The sequence below is a fragment of the Streptomyces sp. genome (assembly GCF_019510245.1).
Taxonomy (GTDB): domain Bacteria; phylum Actinomycetota; class Actinomycetes; order Streptomycetales; family Streptomycetaceae; genus Streptomyces.
In genome coordinates this window covers 85,350-101,345 of sequence record NZ_JAEKKT010000177.1, presented here as the reverse complement: position 1 = coordinate 101,345, position 15,996 = coordinate 85,350, and the positions used below count along the sequence as shown (strand labels likewise).

16 protein-coding genes and 2 pseudogenes are annotated in these 15,996 nt (G+C 71.8%); 11 read left to right on the top strand and 7 right to left on the bottom strand.

All coding sequences use genetic code 11. From position 1 onward, the window contains the following. Nucleotide 1: 1 nt before the first annotated feature. The 3 genes and pseudogenes from JF597_RS35035 to JF597_RS35025 form a co-directional block, all read left to right on the top strand. Nucleotides 2–478 (top strand): annotated as a pseudogene (locus JF597_RS35035) (RICIN domain-containing protein); the annotation flags it as partial. Further along, complete coding sequence (locus JF597_RS35030; RefSeq protein ID WP_294004767.1) at nt 429–713, top strand: RICIN domain-containing protein; 285 nt, start codon at nt 429–431, stop codon at nt 711–713. The pseudogene JF597_RS35035 and the gene JF597_RS35030, both read left to right, overlap by 50 nt. Before the next feature lie 464 nt (nt 714–1,177). Then, nucleotides 1,178–1,612: pseudogene (locus JF597_RS35025) on the top strand (DMT family transporter); the annotation flags it as partial. On the opposite strand, the gene JF597_RS35020 reads toward JF597_RS35025, so the two are convergent. Further along, nucleotides 1,534–2,475 (bottom strand): L,D-transpeptidase, encoded by a 942-nt coding sequence (locus JF597_RS35020; RefSeq protein ID WP_294004764.1) that lies wholly within the window; start codon nt 2,473–2,475, stop codon nt 1,534–1,536. The pseudogene JF597_RS35025 and the gene JF597_RS35020 overlap by 79 nt on opposite strands. A 148-nt stretch (nt 2,476–2,623) precedes the next feature. Here JF597_RS35020 and JF597_RS35015 point away from each other — a divergent pair, with 148 nt between their 5' ends. The 4 genes from JF597_RS35015 (at nt 2,624) to JF597_RS35000 (ending at nt 5,946) form a co-directional block, all read left to right on the top strand. Then, complete coding sequence (locus JF597_RS35015) at nt 2,624–2,962, top strand: hypothetical protein (RefSeq protein WP_294004727.1); 339 nt, start codon at nt 2,624–2,626, stop codon at nt 2,960–2,962. Nucleotides 2,963–3,053: 91 nt separating this feature from the next. Beyond that, nucleotides 3,054–3,617 carry a dihydrofolate reductase family protein gene (locus JF597_RS35010; protein WP_294004724.1) on the top strand — a complete coding sequence of 188 codons (564 nt, stop codon included), beginning with the start codon at nt 3,054–3,056 and terminating at the stop codon, nt 3,615–3,617. Between the two features lie 918 nt (nt 3,618–4,535). Beyond that, complete coding sequence (locus tag JF597_RS35005; protein ID WP_294004721.1) at nt 4,536–5,294, top strand: hypothetical protein; 759 nt, start codon at nt 4,536–4,538, stop codon at nt 5,292–5,294. Nucleotides 5,295–5,439: 145 nt separating this feature from the next. After that, a complete protein-coding gene (locus tag JF597_RS35000; protein WP_294004718.1) occupies nt 5,440–5,946 on the top strand; it encodes a DUF1772 domain-containing protein in 507 nt (168 codons plus the stop codon). 19 nt (nt 5,947–5,965) lie between these two features. Here the strand turns inward: JF597_RS35000 and JF597_RS34995 are convergent, their stop codons facing one another. Together JF597_RS34995 and JF597_RS34990 are read right to left on the bottom strand one after the other, a co-directional pair. Further along, nucleotides 5,966–7,873, bottom strand: a complete 1,908-nt coding sequence (locus JF597_RS34995; protein WP_294004715.1) for an FHA domain-containing protein — start codon at nt 7,871–7,873, stop codon at nt 5,966–5,968. A 377-nt stretch (nt 7,874–8,250) separates the two neighbouring features. Continuing rightward, complete coding sequence (locus JF597_RS34990; protein WP_294004711.1) at nt 8,251–9,864, bottom strand: metallophosphoesterase family protein; 1,614 nt, start codon at nt 9,862–9,864, stop codon at nt 8,251–8,253. A 296-nt stretch (nt 9,865–10,160) separates the two neighbouring features. On the opposite strand from JF597_RS34990, the gene JF597_RS34985 reads away from it, so the two are divergent. Together JF597_RS34985 and JF597_RS34980 are read left to right on the top strand one after the other, a co-directional pair. Next, nucleotides 10,161–11,057, top strand: a complete 897-nt coding sequence (locus JF597_RS34985) for an RNA polymerase sigma-70 factor (RefSeq protein ID WP_294004708.1) — start codon at nt 10,161–10,163, stop codon at nt 11,055–11,057. Nucleotides 11,058–11,160: 103 nt separating this feature from the next. Continuing rightward, nucleotides 11,161–11,907: an SDR family oxidoreductase gene (locus JF597_RS34980; RefSeq protein ID WP_294004705.1), complete on the top strand. Its 747-nt coding sequence runs from the start codon at nt 11,161–11,163 to the stop codon at nt 11,905–11,907. Between the two features lie 47 nt (nt 11,908–11,954). Here JF597_RS34980 and JF597_RS34975 read toward each other — a convergent pair whose 3' ends face one another. From JF597_RS34975 to JF597_RS34960, 4 genes are all read right to left on the bottom strand, one after another. After that, nucleotides 11,955–12,296, bottom strand: coding sequence for a hypothetical protein (locus JF597_RS34975; RefSeq protein WP_294004702.1), 342 nt, complete (start codon nt 12,294–12,296; stop codon nt 11,955–11,957). A gap of 423 nt (nt 12,297–12,719) precedes the next feature. After that, entirely contained in the window at nt 12,720–13,061 is a 342-nt protein-coding gene (locus JF597_RS34970; protein ID WP_294004698.1) for an ANTAR domain-containing protein, read from the bottom strand. A 144-nt stretch (nt 13,062–13,205) separates the two neighbouring features. Beyond that, complete coding sequence (locus tag JF597_RS34965; protein ID WP_294004761.1) at nt 13,206–13,643, bottom strand: DUF2267 domain-containing protein; 438 nt, start codon at nt 13,641–13,643, stop codon at nt 13,206–13,208. Between the two features lie 176 nt (nt 13,644–13,819). Beyond that, complete coding sequence (locus tag JF597_RS34960) at nt 13,820–14,251, bottom strand: Hsp20/alpha crystallin family protein (RefSeq protein WP_294004695.1); 432 nt, start codon at nt 14,249–14,251, stop codon at nt 13,820–13,822. Between the two features lie 127 nt (nt 14,252–14,378). On the opposite strand from JF597_RS34960, the gene JF597_RS34955 reads away from it, so the two are divergent. Together JF597_RS34955 and JF597_RS34950 are read left to right on the top strand one after the other, a co-directional pair. Beyond that, complete coding sequence (locus tag JF597_RS34955) at nt 14,379–15,011, top strand: type III effector protein (protein ID WP_294004692.1); 633 nt, start codon at nt 14,379–14,381, stop codon at nt 15,009–15,011. A 154-nt stretch (nt 15,012–15,165) separates the two neighbouring features. Beyond that, on the top strand, nt 15,166–15,990 hold the full coding sequence (locus JF597_RS34950; protein WP_294004689.1) for a DUF1684 domain-containing protein: 825 nt from the start codon (nt 15,166–15,168) through the stop codon (nt 15,988–15,990). Nucleotides 15,991–15,996 lie beyond the last annotated feature (6 nt).

Below are 15,996 nucleotides of genomic sequence, written 5' to 3'. Positions count from 1 at the left end.
TATCCCACCGACGCCGCCGAGAACGCCGTGCAGGCGAACATCGTCTCCGTCGGCTACAGCGGGGAGACGGACGTGCCGAACGGCCCGCAGGGGACGATCACGGGTCCGGGCGGCGCGTGCGTGGACGTCGCCGCCGACGACACCGGCACCGACGGGGCCGCCGTACAGCTGTGGGACTGCCAGACGTACGCCGAGGACCAGCACTGGACGCACAACCCCGACGGTTCGCTGTCGACCCTCGGGCGGGCAGAAATGGGTCCAGCAGGCCGACGGCTCCCTCCTCAACCCCCAGTCCGGACGCTGCCTCGACTCCCCGAGCGGCGCCACCGCCAACGGCACCCGCCTGCAGATCTGGGACTGCAACGGGTCCGGCGCACAGAAGTTCTCGGTGAACGCCGGCGGGCCGGTCAAGGGCCCCGGCGGCACGTGTGTGGACGTGGCCGCCGACGACACCGGCGGCAACGGAGCCGCCGTACAGCTGTGGGGCTGCCAGTCGTACGCGATCGACCAGCACTGGTACCACGGCTCGGACAACTCCCTCTCCACGCTGGGGCGTTGGCGGGCAGAAATGGGTCCAGCAGGCCGACGGCTCCCTCCTCAACCCCCAGTCCGGACGCTGCCTCGACTCCCCGAGCGGCGCCACCGCCAACGGCACCCGCCTGCAGATCTGGGACTGCAACGGGTCCGGCGCACAGAGCTTCGGCCTGAGCTGAGCACCGGCCTCGACGCGCGGTGCCACTCCTCGGGCACGGGTCCGCCGTACGCTCCCCAGGACACCAGGGAGCGTACGTCACCGGCGGCCGCCCGGCGGAAGGGCTGGCCGTACCGTTTCAGTCCCATGCGGCGTACCAGCCTGTCCTCGCAGTCGCCGCGCAGCGCCGCCATCTCCGGGGTGCCGCGCTGCGGATGTCCGACCGTCTCCCAGAAGCGCGCCGCCGCACCGAAGGCGCAGGCGGCCGCGGGGTCCTCCCCCGCGTCGGCCAGGGCGATGGCCAGGAGATCCATGACCACGGCGATCCCGAAGGCGTCCCCGATGTGCTGCTTGGCGTCGAGGGCGGCCCGCGCGTGCCGTACGGAGTCGTGCGGTCGCCCGATGAGGAAGCGATGAGGGCCAGTTGGTGTTCTGCTCGTCGAGCGCCGCGCAGAGGTCGCGGAGTTCGAGGGCCTCGCGCCGGGCCTGGTGGCGGGGGGTCTCTTCCTGCTCCCGGTCGCCGCGGCCGTCGAGGGTCCGCCGCCCGCGCTCTCCGCGTCGGCGCTTCTCGCGTTCGGCTACGTCTCCCTGGTCGCCACCGCACTGGCCTTCGCCGCCTGGTTCACCGGGCTACGGCACCTGTCCGCGGGGACGGTCGGGCTGATAGGACTGCTCAACCCCGTCACGGGCGTCCTGCTCGGCACGACGGCCGCCGGAGAGGTGCTGACCGTTCGGCAACTGTGCGGACTCGTCCTGGTCCTGGCCGGAGTCGTCCTGGGCCGGCCCAGGCGGGAGGGCCGCCGCCCCTCCCGCAGGAGAGCCGGCCGCCCTCCCCCCGCGGGTCAGAGCGCCGTGGACGTCTGCTCTCCTGACGCGCTGCCCGTGAGCCACTGGTCCCAGCCCAGGTTGAAGTCGGCGTAGCCGTTGTCGGCCGGGGCCTTGCCGCGGGGCGAGCCGGTGATGGTGACGGGGTCGCCCTGCTTGACCTGGCCGTAGAACCACTTCGCGTCCGACATGGACAGGTGGACACAGCCGTGCGAACCGCGGGCGCTGCCGCTGCCCGGGTTGGGGTCGCCGGTCGAGTAGTGCACGTAGGTGCCCGACTGGGTGAGGTGGACGTCCCAGGGCAGCGTCAGGTCGTAGAAGTTGGGGCTGCCCTTGTCACAGCTGATGCCGACGCTGCAGGAGGTCATGTGGACCTTCTCCTGCTTGTCGATGACGGCCATCGTGCCGTCCCACGTCGGGTACTGGGCGCTGCCCGCGTTGATCGACAGGGTGCGCACCGTCTGGCCGTTGCGGGTCACCTTCATGGTGTGGCCGGTCACCGAGACGTCCGCCCGCACGTCGTCGCCGATCGTGAAGGTGTGCGTGTAGCCGTGCACGCCGTAGCGTCCGTTGCCGTTGCTGACGCCCGTCATGTCGGCGTCGATCCGCACCTTCGTGCCGGAGGGCCAGTACGTCTTCGGTCGCCAGTCGGCGCGCCGGTCGCCCATCCAGTGCCAGGCGCCGACCACCGGCTGCGAGGTGCTGACCTTCATGTGCTTCTCGACCGTGGCCCGCGCCTTGGCCGCCACCGGGTTCGTGAAGATCACCGAGATCGGCATGGCCACGCCGACCGTGGTGCCCGTCTGCGGGGTGATCGTGTCCAGCAGCATCGGCGGCCCCGCGGGCTTCGTGGGACTGGGCGAGGCGCTCGCGCTCGGCTTCCCGGACGCCTTCGCGTCGTCCCCGCCCGCCTTGTCGCTGCTGCCCCCACCGCCACAGGCGGTCACACCCACCAGCATTGCGACCGTACCGACTGCGATGCCTATGCCGCCCTTGCGCCGTCCCACGCCCTGCCCCACTCACTCGTCTCGCTCCGCGGCCTCGACAGGCCCCACTGTCCGTCAGACTGCTTCAGTACGGGTTCCAGTTCCCCGGGGGACGTAAAACATGGATCAAGAATCGGTCGCCGACAACCGGCACGGGACGGCCGGGCCCGTGGGCCCGGAGTTCGACCACGTGGCGTCGAAGATCGAGGCCATCGCCTCGTACCCAACGGTGTGGCCGGGGACCGCCCTCATCCTCGACTGCGACGTGAACGACGGCCTGTTCGCGCGTGGCGCCGCCGCCCCGGCCCGCCGGCACGCGGACGAGTTCGCCGGGGGCCGCCGTTCGGCGGTGGCTTCCGTGTCCACGCGATCGTCGACCGCCGGCGACTGGGTCTCGCCGGGGGCCCACCACCGCGCCACCGCGCGCGGCACACCGCTGGGCCGGCCCGGTGGCGGTTGAGGACTGCAGGCGAACTCGGGTCGCGCACCGATGAGTTTCGCGCGCCGCGCCGGTCAGCACGGGTGAGACCGACGCACGGAAGGCTGGCGCCATGCGCAAACTTGTCTACGGCATGAACCTGTCCCTGGACGGCTACATCGCCGCCCCCGGCGACGACATCGGCTGGAGCGTGCCGAGCGGCGAGCTGTTCCAGTTCTGGTCCGACCAGTTGGAGGCGACCGAGCTGTCGCTGTACGGGCGCAGGCTGTGGCAGACGATGAGCTCCTACTGGCCGGCCGCCGGCCGGCAACCCGACGTCACCCCGGCGGAGACCGAGTTCGCCCGCCGCTGGCGGAACATGTCGAAGGTGGTGTTCTCCTCGACGATCGACAAGGTCGACTGGAACACCCGCCTGGTCACCGGCGACGCGGTCGCCGAGATCACCCGGCTCAAGGCCGAGGACGGCGGCCCGATGGACATCGGCGGCGCCACGCTCGCCGGAGCGGCCATGCGAGCCGGGCTGATCGACGAGTACGTGCTGGCCACCGCCCCGGTCCTGGTGGGCGGCGGCACGCCCTTCTTCACCGCGCTGGACAGCTGGGTGAACCTGAACCTGGTGGAGACGCGGACGCTTCCCTGCGGCGTGATCCTGACCCGGTACGAGACGAGGCGCTGAGCGCCCCTCACGCGACTCGACCGGCTGCTCCTGCCACCTACCCTGCTCACCGCCGCCCAAGGGAATCCGCGGTGTGGCCCGGTGTCGAGGCCGATTGCCGCAGCAGCTGTTCGGTGAGGCGTTCCTTGGCCAGGCCAGGTGGCGCCGGTAGGTGCCGTAGGGCACCCCGAGTCGTCGGGCGGCGGCCCTGTGGGTGCGGGAGGCCGTGACGTAGGTGGCGGTGAGAGCCTCGTGGGCCTTGACGCCCGCCGGGTCGGTCTGCAGCGCGTCGAGCGCGGCGATGACGGCGCGGCGCAGGTCGGCGACCGGGTCGGCTGATCCCGGCGGCACGAGAGGGGAGTGCAGCAGTGCGTTGGTCGCGAAGGCACGGGGTGTGTGCCAGGTGCGCAGCGCATCGAGGACGGCTTCCGCGAACGCGGCGCGCGCCGACGGGCCGCCCGGCCCGCTCAGGGCGGCGGTCGCGGGCCAGGTCGCCACGGGCGTGACCACCGTACGGGCCCGGTGCTGCACCCACTGTTCCACCGTCTGCCGTCGCCAGTCCCGGCCGAAGACGTGCTGTCGCCGCCCGCCGACGTCCACGGCCGCGCCCTCCGGCATCCCGGCATCGGCGAGGTAGCGCCCCCACCGGTCCGCGTCCTCGAAGACGGTGAAGGCCACCGCGCGTCCGTGGGTCCTCATCTCCTCGCCGATGGCGCGCCGGCTGATGAGTTCCATCAGGGGCGAGGGCCGCTGGTGCCCGCCGGACTGCACGGCGAAGCGGCGGATGCCCAGGTGTTCGCCCGGCCCCAGGGGAGCGGCCGTCTCCACGAGCTCCCAGACCGCCGCGATCACCGGGTCCTCGGCGCAGTCCTCGGGCCGGGGTGCGTCCAGCCGCAGAACGGCCATGAAGGACACGGGTGCGGAGGAGCCCGCGTAGCGGTGGACGCGGAAGGCCTCCGGCTGGCGGCGCACCCAGTGCTCGACCGCCGCCGCGGATGCCGGGCCCTCCGCCTCCTCGGCCATGCGCAGCACACCGGGCACGTCCTCGGGCCGGAGCGGAGTGTCCTCGATGTGCGGATGGGTCCGGTAGTTGTACAGGTCGTCCGGTCCACCCTGGCGGCGGAAGAGGAACATCCACTCCGCGACCCGCAGCAACGCGTCGTCGGCGGCGGCGCCCCGGACAGCCTGCAGGCCGGCGAGGGAGATACGGACGCGTACGTCGTCGTAGCGCTCGGGGTCCCGCCAGCGCAGGTCGGCCTCGAGGGTCGCCCGCACCGCGTCGTGCGGGTGCAGCCCCTCGGGAGCGGCCTCGATGCAGGGCAGTTGGCGCAGCCAGGAGAACACCTTGTCGGTGTCCTCGTCGCCCAGCACCGCGCGCAGCAGGGGCTCGCGGGTGACGTAGGCCTGTGCGACGACCTCGAGGGCGCGCCGGTGGACGGTGCTGGGCAGGTCGCCCACGAGCCGTTCGACCAGGGTCGTCAGGACGTCGCCAGTCGGCTCCCACGGTGCGCCGGGTGCGGCCGGGGGCACGGATGCGGCGAGCGAGAGGACGAGCGGGCTGCCTCCGGCGAAGGCGACGTAGGCGCCGCGCTGTTCGGCCGGGACCCCCCGGGCGGCGAGCAGGGCGTGGGACTGGGCGGTGTCGAGCGGCCGTACGGCCAGTGCGGTGAACAGCTGCGCCCACCCGGGATCCAGTGACCACTCGGGGTCGGGGGCGACCCGGGCGCCTGCAGTTCGGCCAGCGGGACCCGCTCGGCGACCTCGACGTGCAGCCTCTTCGACCTCGGCAGATGTTCCGGCAGATCGGTGTCCTGCCGCCGCGCGGCCGCCTGGAGGCCCAGGCATGACACTGCTCTCGCAGCTCGCCGCACTCCTGGCGATCATGAGCACGGGGGTCGTCTACGGCACCGATGTCTTCTGCGCCCTGGTCCAGCGATCCGCACTCGCGCGCGTCGACGACACCGCCCTCACGGCGGTCATGGGCAACGTGCACCGCTTCGCCGACCGGCGGATGCAGGCCCCCGGAATCCTCGGCATCCTGGCCGCCGCCGCGGCATCCGTGCTCGCCGCGGCACCCGTGCTCGCCGCGGCATCCGTGCTCGCCGCGGCGGCCGGCCACCCCGCCCGGTCGGCGACCGCAGGAGCGGCCTTCCTGCTGCCGGCGGTCTGGGTGCTGCTCCACCTGCGCATCAGCGCGCCCGTCAACCGTGAACTCACGGCGGCCGCCGACGCCCACCAGACCCCTGCCAACGCCCGAGCCCTGCAACGGGACTGGGACCGCGTCATCGTCCCCAGAGCCGTCCTGCAGGGCCTGGCCGTCCTCGCCCCGGGCACGCCCCTCATCGGCTGAGCCCCCGAGGCCACTCTTCCTAGGCCTGGACGGCCGGTTCCAGTGCCTCCACGGCCGCGGCGGCCGCGGACGAGTCCTGGCCGTAGAAGATGTCGATGTCGACTTCCTCGCCGCCCATCGTCAGCGTGTCCCAGGCGCCGCTGAGGACGAGCATGCGCAGGGTGGCGGGCTGCAGGGTGCGCAGGCGTGCCAGGATCGCCTCGTCGTCCGGCATTCCGGGCAGGCGGGGCGCCAGGCGGTCGCGGATGGCCTGCATGCGCTCCAGCAGCGTCGTGGTGTCGGCCTCGCGGTCGGGCTCCTCGGGGATCCCGTCGATGCCGTGGCCGATGATGTCCTTGATCGCCCAGGTGACGCCCCGCTCGTCGGTGGTGACCATCGCCTTCCAGGCCCGGCTCTTGTGCCGGTACTGCAGCATCGACATCGCCGCCTCGTGGCGGAGGAAGTCCGCGTCCCGGAACGACCTGCCGTTCCACGCCCCGTTGAGGGAACGGGCCAGGGAGATGGCGGAGGCGAGGCCGCTGTTGAGGCCGCGGCCCGGCCAGAAGTGGATCGCGTTGGCGGCGTCGCCCAGCAGGAAGCCGTAGGTGCCCGGCGAGGTCGTGGTGGGGGGCAGCAACTCGGCGGAGAACCGCGGGCGTTGCACCATGTCCAGGCGGAAGCTGGTGACCGCCGACAGGTCGTCGGCCTCGACGCCGTACAGCAGCAGTCCCTCCTGCACCCGCCGCCACAGGGCCGAGCCCTTGACCAGGGCGGGCAGGAACAGCGTGCCGTGGGTCGAGCACTGGAAGTCGCCGTACTCGTCGCGGTCCATCAGGCACGGCCGGGAGGCGATGCACTCCTCGAAGACGCGCCGGACCGGGTCCAGGCCGATCACCTCGGCCGCCTCGGCGTCGGTCAGCCGCATGTTGAGGAAGCCCTCGCCGCGCAGCGAGTTGAGCAGGAAGCGGTTCTGGGCGACGGTCAGCAGGACCGCCATGGGGTCGGGCAGGCCGGACTTCACGCGCAGGCCGAGGACGACGTCCTGGAGGTGGCGGCCGTCGAGGGAGTAGATCGACTCGTCGGCCTTGCCGAACCGGGCGGCGAAGTGGTCCCGGGTGCGCGAGCGGCCGCCGTCGCAGATGGCGAGCACGTGCTGGGAGGCGAGCGCCTCCTGCTCCTGTGCCGCGTCGAACCGGGCGGGTATGAGGCGTATCCGGTCGCGCTTCTCGTTGGCCAGCTCCAGCAGCCGGTCCTCGATGTAGGCGATGCGCATGTTGCGCGGGCTGTGGTCGCCGACCGAGTCCGGGCCGGAGGGCCACATCTCCGTGTAGTGGTCCGGGTCGAAGAGGCGCGCCTGCACCTCCTCGGGCCACGCGAGGTACTGGCGGCTCTGCACGGTGACCACCTGCTGGCGCCGCACGTTGCCCTCGTCCTGTCCCTTCCAGACGACGGTACGGCCCTGCTTGCGCCACCTGCCCTCGTAGACGGTGATCTTCACCTGGGCCCCGAGGAAATGCTCGAGGAGCAGGGCCAGGGACAGCCCGACAGGGCCGCCGCCGGCGATGGTGACCTTGAGTACGGGCCCCTGTTCGCCCTGCTGTCCGGCGTGCGTGACGGAACGGGGCAGGGAGAGCGCCATCAGCGTCTCCATGGCGTCCGCCACCTCGAAGCGGAACTCCTGGTCGCCCAGGGTGATCTCGTCACCGGGCTGCAGCAGCCGCGACTCCACCTCCTCCCCGTTGACCAGCGTGCCGTTGCTGCTCTCCAGGTCGCGCAGGACGTAACCCTTGTCCTCGTCGAAGACGATCTCCGCGTGGAAGCGGGAGACGCTGAGGCTGGAGATGACGACGGTGTTCTCCGAGTTGCGCCCAAAGGTGACGCGGGTGTCCAGGACCGGGATGCGCTCCCCCGCCAGCAGACCTTCGAGTCCGACCAGCACCGGTGCCACGGCACTTCCTTCCACGAGTGATTGACCTCGACATCACTGCGGCACCACCGGACACTGCCCCGCACGTCCACGCCGGGCGGCAGTCAACCGGCGGAACAGCGACACGCTTGACATGTTGCCGAACCGTGGGATCGATGTGACGGCGCCACGGTCCGGGCGGCGGCGTCCGGCTTTCCCCACCATCTCGCCCCCATCCGGGAGCTTATCCGCGCTCAGCCAGGTATTTCCAGTGGGCGCCACGCCTCGATCTCCCTTGGGCGCGGGGGGAGTTCGCGGTTTTCGGCCACGGCGGCCCGAGCAGCCTCCGCCTCGCCCGGACCGGGACGCGGAGCGGGCCGGGCGGTTGCCGCCCGGACCGCGTCCCCGCTGGTCGCCGATCAGCCGGCGTGGCCGTCCGAGCGCTTGCGGTGCAGGCTGAACGTCTCGAAGACCGATAGGTCTCCGTTCGGCTTGTTCACGTTGTAGTACGTGACGTGCATCCGGGTGGTGTCACCGGGGTGCCGGCCGGGGTCGACGGTGAAGGCGGCGAAGCCGTAGGGGTGTTCGACGTCCCGGACGCCCACCCAGACCGCCTGCTCCTTCACGTAGGTGGAGGTGCGCTTGCCGTTCGACCCGGCGGTCGAGGACACGGCGGTGATCACCTTGCCGGTGCCGTCGTTGAAGAACTTCTGGTTCGTGGTGCCCGAGACACCGCCGCCGCCGAGGATCATGTGCACGGTGCCCAGGTCGGCGTCGATGTCGTCGGTGACCTGGGAGACCGGGTTGGGCGTCAGCGTCTCGCTCCCGTTCACCACGCCGCGGACGGCCAGCGACCGCTCGTAGTTGTGCTCGTGACCGCAGAGCACCAGGTCGACGCCGTAGCGGTCGAACAGCGGACCGTACTTCTCGCGCAGGCCGAGGTCGGCGCCGTTGGCGTCCGAGGAGCTGACCATGACCTGGTGCATGGCCACGACCACCCAGTCGACGTCCTTCGAGGAGCGCGCCGCCTTCAGTTCCTTCTCCAGGAAGGCGAGCTGACGGCCGCCGGAGTAGCCGCTGATGTAGATGTCGCCCCCGTCCTGGAGGCAGTTGTCGTCGTTCTGCAGCACGATGACCCGCACCGATCCGGCCGTGAACGCGTACCACAGGCCGGCGAGTTCGGCGTCGGTCTCGGTGGAGGGCAGCGAGAAGTACGCCTGGTAGGCGCCGAGGCCCAGCGGACCGTTGGCCTTCTCGATCTCGTGGTTGCCGGCCGCCGGCATCCAGGGGCGGAAGCGCGCCGAACGGGTGTTGTTGGTGAAGAAGTTGTTCCAGATACGCACCCGGTCGACGTCCAGGTTGGCGTAGCAGAGGTCGCCGTTGAGGAGGTGGAACAGCGGGGCGACCTGCTCGACGCCGGTGACGATGTCCTTCGTCGCGGGCGTGGAGTTGGCGTCCAGGCCGACGGATCCGTCTGCCGCCCAGGTGACCTGCGGGGCGGACTGGTCGCCGAAGCTGGTGAAGGTGATCGGGCGGCGTCCCTGCGGAGCCGTGCGGAACGTGCCGCTGTCGGGGGTCGCCCCCTCGTGCGTGGCGAGGTAGAGGTAGTCCGTGTCCGGGGCGAGCCCCTTCAGCAGGGCGTGGTGGACGTAGACGGTGCGGTTCGAGGTGCCGTCGACGTAGGTGACGGTCTGGGCCTTCTTGCTCGAGCCGAAGCCGTGCTCCAGGGTGCCGTAGCGCACGACGGGCTTGGTCACCGGTCGATCCGTGATCCACGACACCGTCATCTGGGTGCGCGGGTCAGCCCCGAAGGTCAGGTGCAGGCCCTGGACGGGGGGCGCGCCGGAGGAGTCCGCGGTGAGGTGGAAGGCCGGAGCGGCGAGCGGGGCGGCCTTTGCCGTACCCGCTCCCAGCAGACCGGTGGCGGCCGCGCCCGCGCCCGCGGTCCCCAGCAGGCCCAGCGCGTGACGGCGGCTGAGCCCCTCCGGGCCCTCCGCCGATCTGTCCTCTGTCGACTCTGTGTGTGTGGTCATGACGCCCTCCCGACGAGCAGCTGAGCAGACAACGACCGCACCCTTGCCCAGCCCAACTGCTGCCACATGAACACCACATGACCACCTGGCCATCACATGTCAGGCATCAGGCCGACATCACCGGCCCCTGCCCGCGCCTTTACCGGCCGCTGCCCTGCGCTTGACCTCCAAGAGTTCTCCGGCGTCCTTCAGATAACGCAGGGGCCTTCCGGGGGGCCTCGCGGCCTCCGGCCTGCCGCGCACCGGCCGGGGCCGGACCGGCTTGTAGCATGCTGGTCGGACCCTGGAGGACATGGATGCGCGCCGGTGACCACGCCGACTCCCTCGACCGGGCGACGAAGGAGTTCGTCGCCGCGCGTCCGCAGCTCTTCGGTATCGCCTACCGCGTGACCGGCAGCGTCGTGGAGGCCGAGGACATCGTCCAGGAGGCGTGGGTGCGGTGGCAGAACACCGACCGTGCCGGTGTCCTCGAGCCGGCCGCCTTCCTGGCCACGGTGACCACCCGGCTGGCGATCAACTTCACGCAGTCGGCCCGGGTGCGCCGGGAGTCGTACGTCGGGCCCTGGCTGCCCGAGCCGGTCGACACGAGCCTCGATCCACAGCTGGGCGCCGAGCGCGCGGAGGCGCTCGACATGGCGGTGCTCTTCCTGCTGGAGAAGCTGAATCCGGTGGAGCGGGCCGCGTACGTGCTGCGGGAGGCGTTCGACTACACGTACCGGCGGATCGCGGACATGGTGGAGACCAGCGAGGCCAATGCGCGGCAGCTGGTGAGCCGGGCCCGCAAGCGGCTGGCGGCGGAGCGCAGGGAGCCGGTCGGCTCCGCCGAGCACCGGCGCTTCCTCGAGGTGTTCCTCGCCGCCGCGCAGAGCGGCAACCTGTCGGTGCTGGAGGAGGTCCTCACCGAGGACGTCGTCAGCTACGCCGACGGGGGCGGCGTGCGCGGGGCGTCGCGGATCCCGGTGTCCGGGCTGCCGCACGTCTCCCGGTACCTCGTCGCCTTCGCCCCGCGCTTCTGGCCGCAGGCCCAGGTGCGCTGGGTCGAGGCCAACGGCAGGCCGGCCGTCCTGGTCTCCGCCTCGGGAACCGCGGTGGCCCTGCTGACCGCCGACGTGTCGGAGCGCGGCATCGAACGCCTCCTGTGGGTGATGAACCCCGCCAAGCTGGCTCCCTACGTGGCGTCGCTGGACGGGTGACCCACCCGTTCCCCCGGGGTTTTCCGACCGCGTGTCACACGCGAGGGGGCTGTCCGGTCTCTTCTGATGCAAGCACCAGAGAGATCCCGAGAGGAATTCCGTCATGAAGGTCGTAGTGATCGGTGGCACCGGGCTCATCGGCTCGAAGCTGGTCCGGGGGCTCCACGAGCAGGGCCACGAGGCGGTCGCCGCCGCGCCGAGCACCGGCGTCGACACCCTCACCGGCGAGGGCCTGGCCGAGGCTCTTCAGGGCGCCTCGGTCGTGGTCGACGTGTCCAACTCCCCCTCGTTCGAGGACCAGGCCGTCATGGACTTCTTCCGCGCCTCCACGGCCAACATCCTGAAGGCGGAGGCCGAGGCCGGCGTGGGGCACCATGTCGCGCTGTCCGTGGTGGGCACCGAACGGCTCCAGGGCAGCGGGTACTTCCGGGCCAAGCAGGCCCAGGAGGAGCTGATCAAGGCGTCCGGCATCCCCTATTCCATCGTCCACGCGACCCAGTTCTTCGAGTTCGCGAAGGGGCTCGCCGACGGGGTCACCGAGGGCGACACCGTGCGGCTGCCCGCCGGCCGGATCCAGCCGATGGTCTCCGACGACGTGGCCGCGGCCGTGGGCCGCGCCGCGGTCGGCGCCCCGGTGAACGGCGTGGTGGAGGCCGGCGGCCCGGAGAGCTTCGAACTGGAGGAGTTCATCCGGATGGGGCTCGCAGCCCAGGACGACCCCCGCACGATCGTCACGGACCCGCGGGCGACGTACTGGGGCGCCGAGCTCCAGGAGGACACGCTCCTGCCGGGCCCGGACGCGCACCTCGGCGAGGTCAGGTTCGCCGACTGGCTCGCCGGGCAGAAGTAGGGCCCGCGCCGGGCGGCAGCAGGGCCCACGACGGTCGCAAGCAGTGGCTACGACGCGCCGACCAGCACCATGGTGACGCACAGTGCCATGGCCGCGGTGACCAGGAGCATCGCGGTCAGCGTGCCGCGCAGCCACCGGCCGAACCGGGCGTGGTGCCGCTGTTCCACCGCGCTGACGCTGGCGGCGATGTGCTCCGTCACCATGTGGGCCACGTAGGCCTGTTCCTGGAGATACCAGCGCTCGATGTCCGACTTCTGCTCCTGGGTCAGCCCCGGCTCCCGTGCGACGAAGGCCGAGACGCGCCGCCGTGCCGCTCGTAGATGGGCCTGCTGGTACAGGAAGTCCTGGATGTCGGTCAGGCCGCGGGCGGCCTCCTCGCTCGTGTCCATGGTGTGCTCCACAGGTGAGGCGGCGGCCGACCGGCCGGTCGCTGTGGTGCTCGGGCGCGGGGTACGCGCATCAGCGCCGGGAGGGAGAGCTGCGCGCACGAACGTATCGAGCCGGGACTGGTCGGGGCCGGCGGTCTCGCGAACGCCGTGGTGAGAGCAGGAGCAAGCGGTGCCGGCATCCAGCGTGGCAACTTCCGCACGCGGTCGCAAGGGTGTCGGCACCGTGGGGATACGGCGTGTTCCGCGAACTACGTCAGTTGACGCAATCGATCGCGTCGGCGAGCGGCTCGACAGCGGTGGCGGCGCGGTCCGGACACCCGTCAGGTCACCGTCTCCTCAGCCGCCAGGGGGATGTCGCCCTGGCGGTCGTTCCGTCGGCCCCGGTCCTGAAGTTCCGCCGTCGACCCCGGCTCGGATATGTGGTCAGGCGGAACCCTCCTGGGCCAGTGCGGCCTTGAGGGCCTGCCGGATGTCCTCGGAGAGTTCCTTGCCGCCGGGCCAGCCGACGATCTGCTCCGCGACCTCGCGCAGTTTGATGTTCGTCTGCTGGGAGACCGTCCGCAGAACACCGAAGCCCAGGTCGGGAGGGAGCCCACCGAGGGATACGACGACGCCGATGGCCTGGTCGATCACCGCATGCGAGACCACGGCTTCCTGGAGCTGCCCGATCTCCCGCTGCAACTGGCCGATCTTCCGGGCGAGCTCCTCCGGCCCGGGTGGGTCGGCGTCGAGCGGTGGGGAGTCCTCCTGACTGTGCTCCGTCATGTCCGCCTCCTGACGGCTGCGCCCACAGGCATCGTGCTGCTGGGTAGCCATTTCTCTCTGCGTGATACCGGCGGGCGCGCCCGAGCGCGGGGCGGACAGCGACGGCCGCTGTCGCTTCCGCCCCGCGCCACGGGCCTTCGCCGACTACGCGGCGGGGGTCAGCTCGGCACGCCCGAACAGCAGCGCGTAGCCGGGGGGAAGCTGCCGCAGGATGCGGGTCAGCAGGTCGGGACCCGCGCAGGATGCCACGGCGGCGAAGACGGACCCGGTGTCCCAGCGCGTCGTGGCCTGGGAGGCGCCGGTGCGAGCCGCGAGGTCCTTGACGAACGCCCAGCCGGTCAGCTCCCGGGTGTCAGGGATCTGGGCGGTGAGGATGCGCGCGGCCTCGAAGGGCAGGCGAGCGGCCAGTTCCACGCGTTCGTCGCCGGTCAGTTGGCGTCCCAGCCCGGCGAGGACCAGGCGGACGGCGTCCTCGGCCCTCTCACGCGTGGCGTAGGCGCCGTCGTAGCGGACCTTCTCCAGCATCTGCTCGTACGCCCTGTCGTAGGGCTGCTGGAACGGTGCGGGTCGGTCGGACATCACTGCGGTGGTTGCCTTTCTGTTCACCGGGGTCGTGGTGCCGGCGTGCGGTCACCGGTGGATGGGTGATGAGGCGGGCTCGCGGCGGGCGCTTTCCCCGGCCTTCGGGGCGCGGAGGACGGGCAGGGGGGCGAACAGACACCCGTCCTCCGCCGCTGTCGAGCCCTTGTCCGTCCGGCTCAGCCGGAGATCTCCTTGCGGCCGGACCCGACGCCGATGGCGATCTTGCGGGGCTTGGCGCGCTCGGCGATCGGGATGCGCAGGGTGAGGACACCCGCGTCGTAGTCGGCCTGGATGTGCTCGGTGTCCAGCGTGTCGGCCAGCACCAGCTGGCGGGAGAAGACGCCCAGCGGCCGCTCCGACAGTTCCATCTGCACGTCGTCGGCCTTCGCCACCGGTCGGCGCTCGGCCTTGACGGTCAGCATGTTCCGTTCGACGTCGATGTCGATCGCCTCCGCGCTGACGCCGGGGATGTCGAAGGCCACCACGTACTGGTCGCCCTCGCGGTAGGCGTCCATGGGCATCGGCGACGGCCGCGACCAGGTGCCGGGGCCCATGAGCTGCTGCGCCAGCCGGTCGAGCTCACGGAAGGGGTCAGTGCGCATCAACATCGGAAAACACCTCCAGAAGGTTCGGGCAGTTGCTGCCAATGCGCCTCACTGAAACCGTTGTAACATGTCATCCATCGGATGACAAACATGGTGTCGTCCGTAGGATGACAACCCGAGGGAGGTGCCCATGACCCGGGCCGACCAGCCGACTCCACCCGGCGCCGACGCGGACAGCCCGGCGTCGTTCTTCGCCGCCGCGGCGGCCCTGGAGGCCATCGACGACGCCCTGCGCGCCGCCCGGCAGCAGGTCCAGGGCTCTCCCGGGGTTCACGAGGTCGGCACCGACGAGGCCCTGGCCTCCCTCCTCCTGCTGCGGCAGGTGCGCGAGCGGCTCGCCGGGTGGGAGACCGGTCTGATCGAGACCGCCCGCGACGCGGGAGCAAGCTGGGCCGATCTCGCCCACCCCCTCGGCGTCGCCAGCCGCCAGGCCGCGGAACGCCGCTACCTGCGCGGCCGTCCCGGCCCGGCCGGAAGCACCGGCGAGCAACGCGTCCAGGCCACCCGCGAACGCCGCGCCGCCGACCGCACGGCCGCCGCCTGGGCCCGCCGCAACGCGGCCGACCTGCGCCGCCTCGCCGGCCAGATCACCGCCCTCACCGACCTGCCCACCGCGGCCCGCCTGCCGCTCGGCCGGCTGCACGCGGCCCTCGCCCAGGACGATGCCGCCGAGCTCATCCGCCCCCTCCAGGACACCCGCCCCCACCTGACCGGCACCCACCCCGACCTCGCGGCACAACTCGACACCCTCACACCTCCCTGACGAAGACGCGTTCGACCGCGCGGTGGGTGGTGTGCGGCTCCCGGCGACACATGACCGACAAGAAGCTGTCACACGTGGACCGGAATGCGGGTTCGTCCGCCCCCGTTCTGACTGGTACTGCTGTCGCAGAGCCTCGCCCGACGAAAGAGGACGCATGACGACTGAGGCCACCACGAGGGATCTCCAGGTCTTCACCGAGAGCTGGCAGGACTGGCACCGCGCCCAGGAGGCGCGGATCTCCGACCCGCACGGGTTCCTGGCCATCACCGGCCTGCACTGGCTCGACGAGCGCCCGCAGCGCTTCCCCGACGCACCGGGCGCCTGGCGCACCGGCCCGGACGGGGTCGTCGTCACCCTGGACGACGGCGAGGAGCTGGTCGTCCACGGGACGCCGGTGCGGGGCGAGCACCGCTTCGGCGTACTTGCCGAACGCAGCGGTGTCGAAGCGGTCTGGGGCGACGCGGTCATCGAGGTCGCCAAGCGCGGCGGGAACGACATCGTGCGCCCCCGGCACCCGGACGCTCCGCTGCGCACCGCCTTCACCGGAACCCCCGCCTACGCGCCCGACCCGCGCTGGGCGGTGACCGGCCGGTACGTGCCCTTCGACGAGCCGCGGCCGACCACGGTGGGCGCCGCGGTGGAGGGACTTGAGCACGTCTACGACGCTCCGGGCCGGATCGAGTTCGAGCTGGCGGGGCAGCAGCTGTCCCTGACCGCGTTCCCCGGGCACGGTCCGGGCGCGCTGATGGTGCTGTTCACCGACGCCACCTCCGGGGTCACCACCTACGCCGCCAACCGGTCCCTGACCGTCGGCCCGCCCGCCGCCGACGGCACGGTCGTCCTGGACTTCAACCGCGCCGCGAACCTGCCGTGCGCCTACACGGACCTGGCCACCTGCCCGCTGCCACCGGCCGAGAACCGGCTGCCGGTGGCGGTCGAGGCCGGGCAGAAGATCCCACGCGAGCGCGGCGGCTCCTGAGGGCGC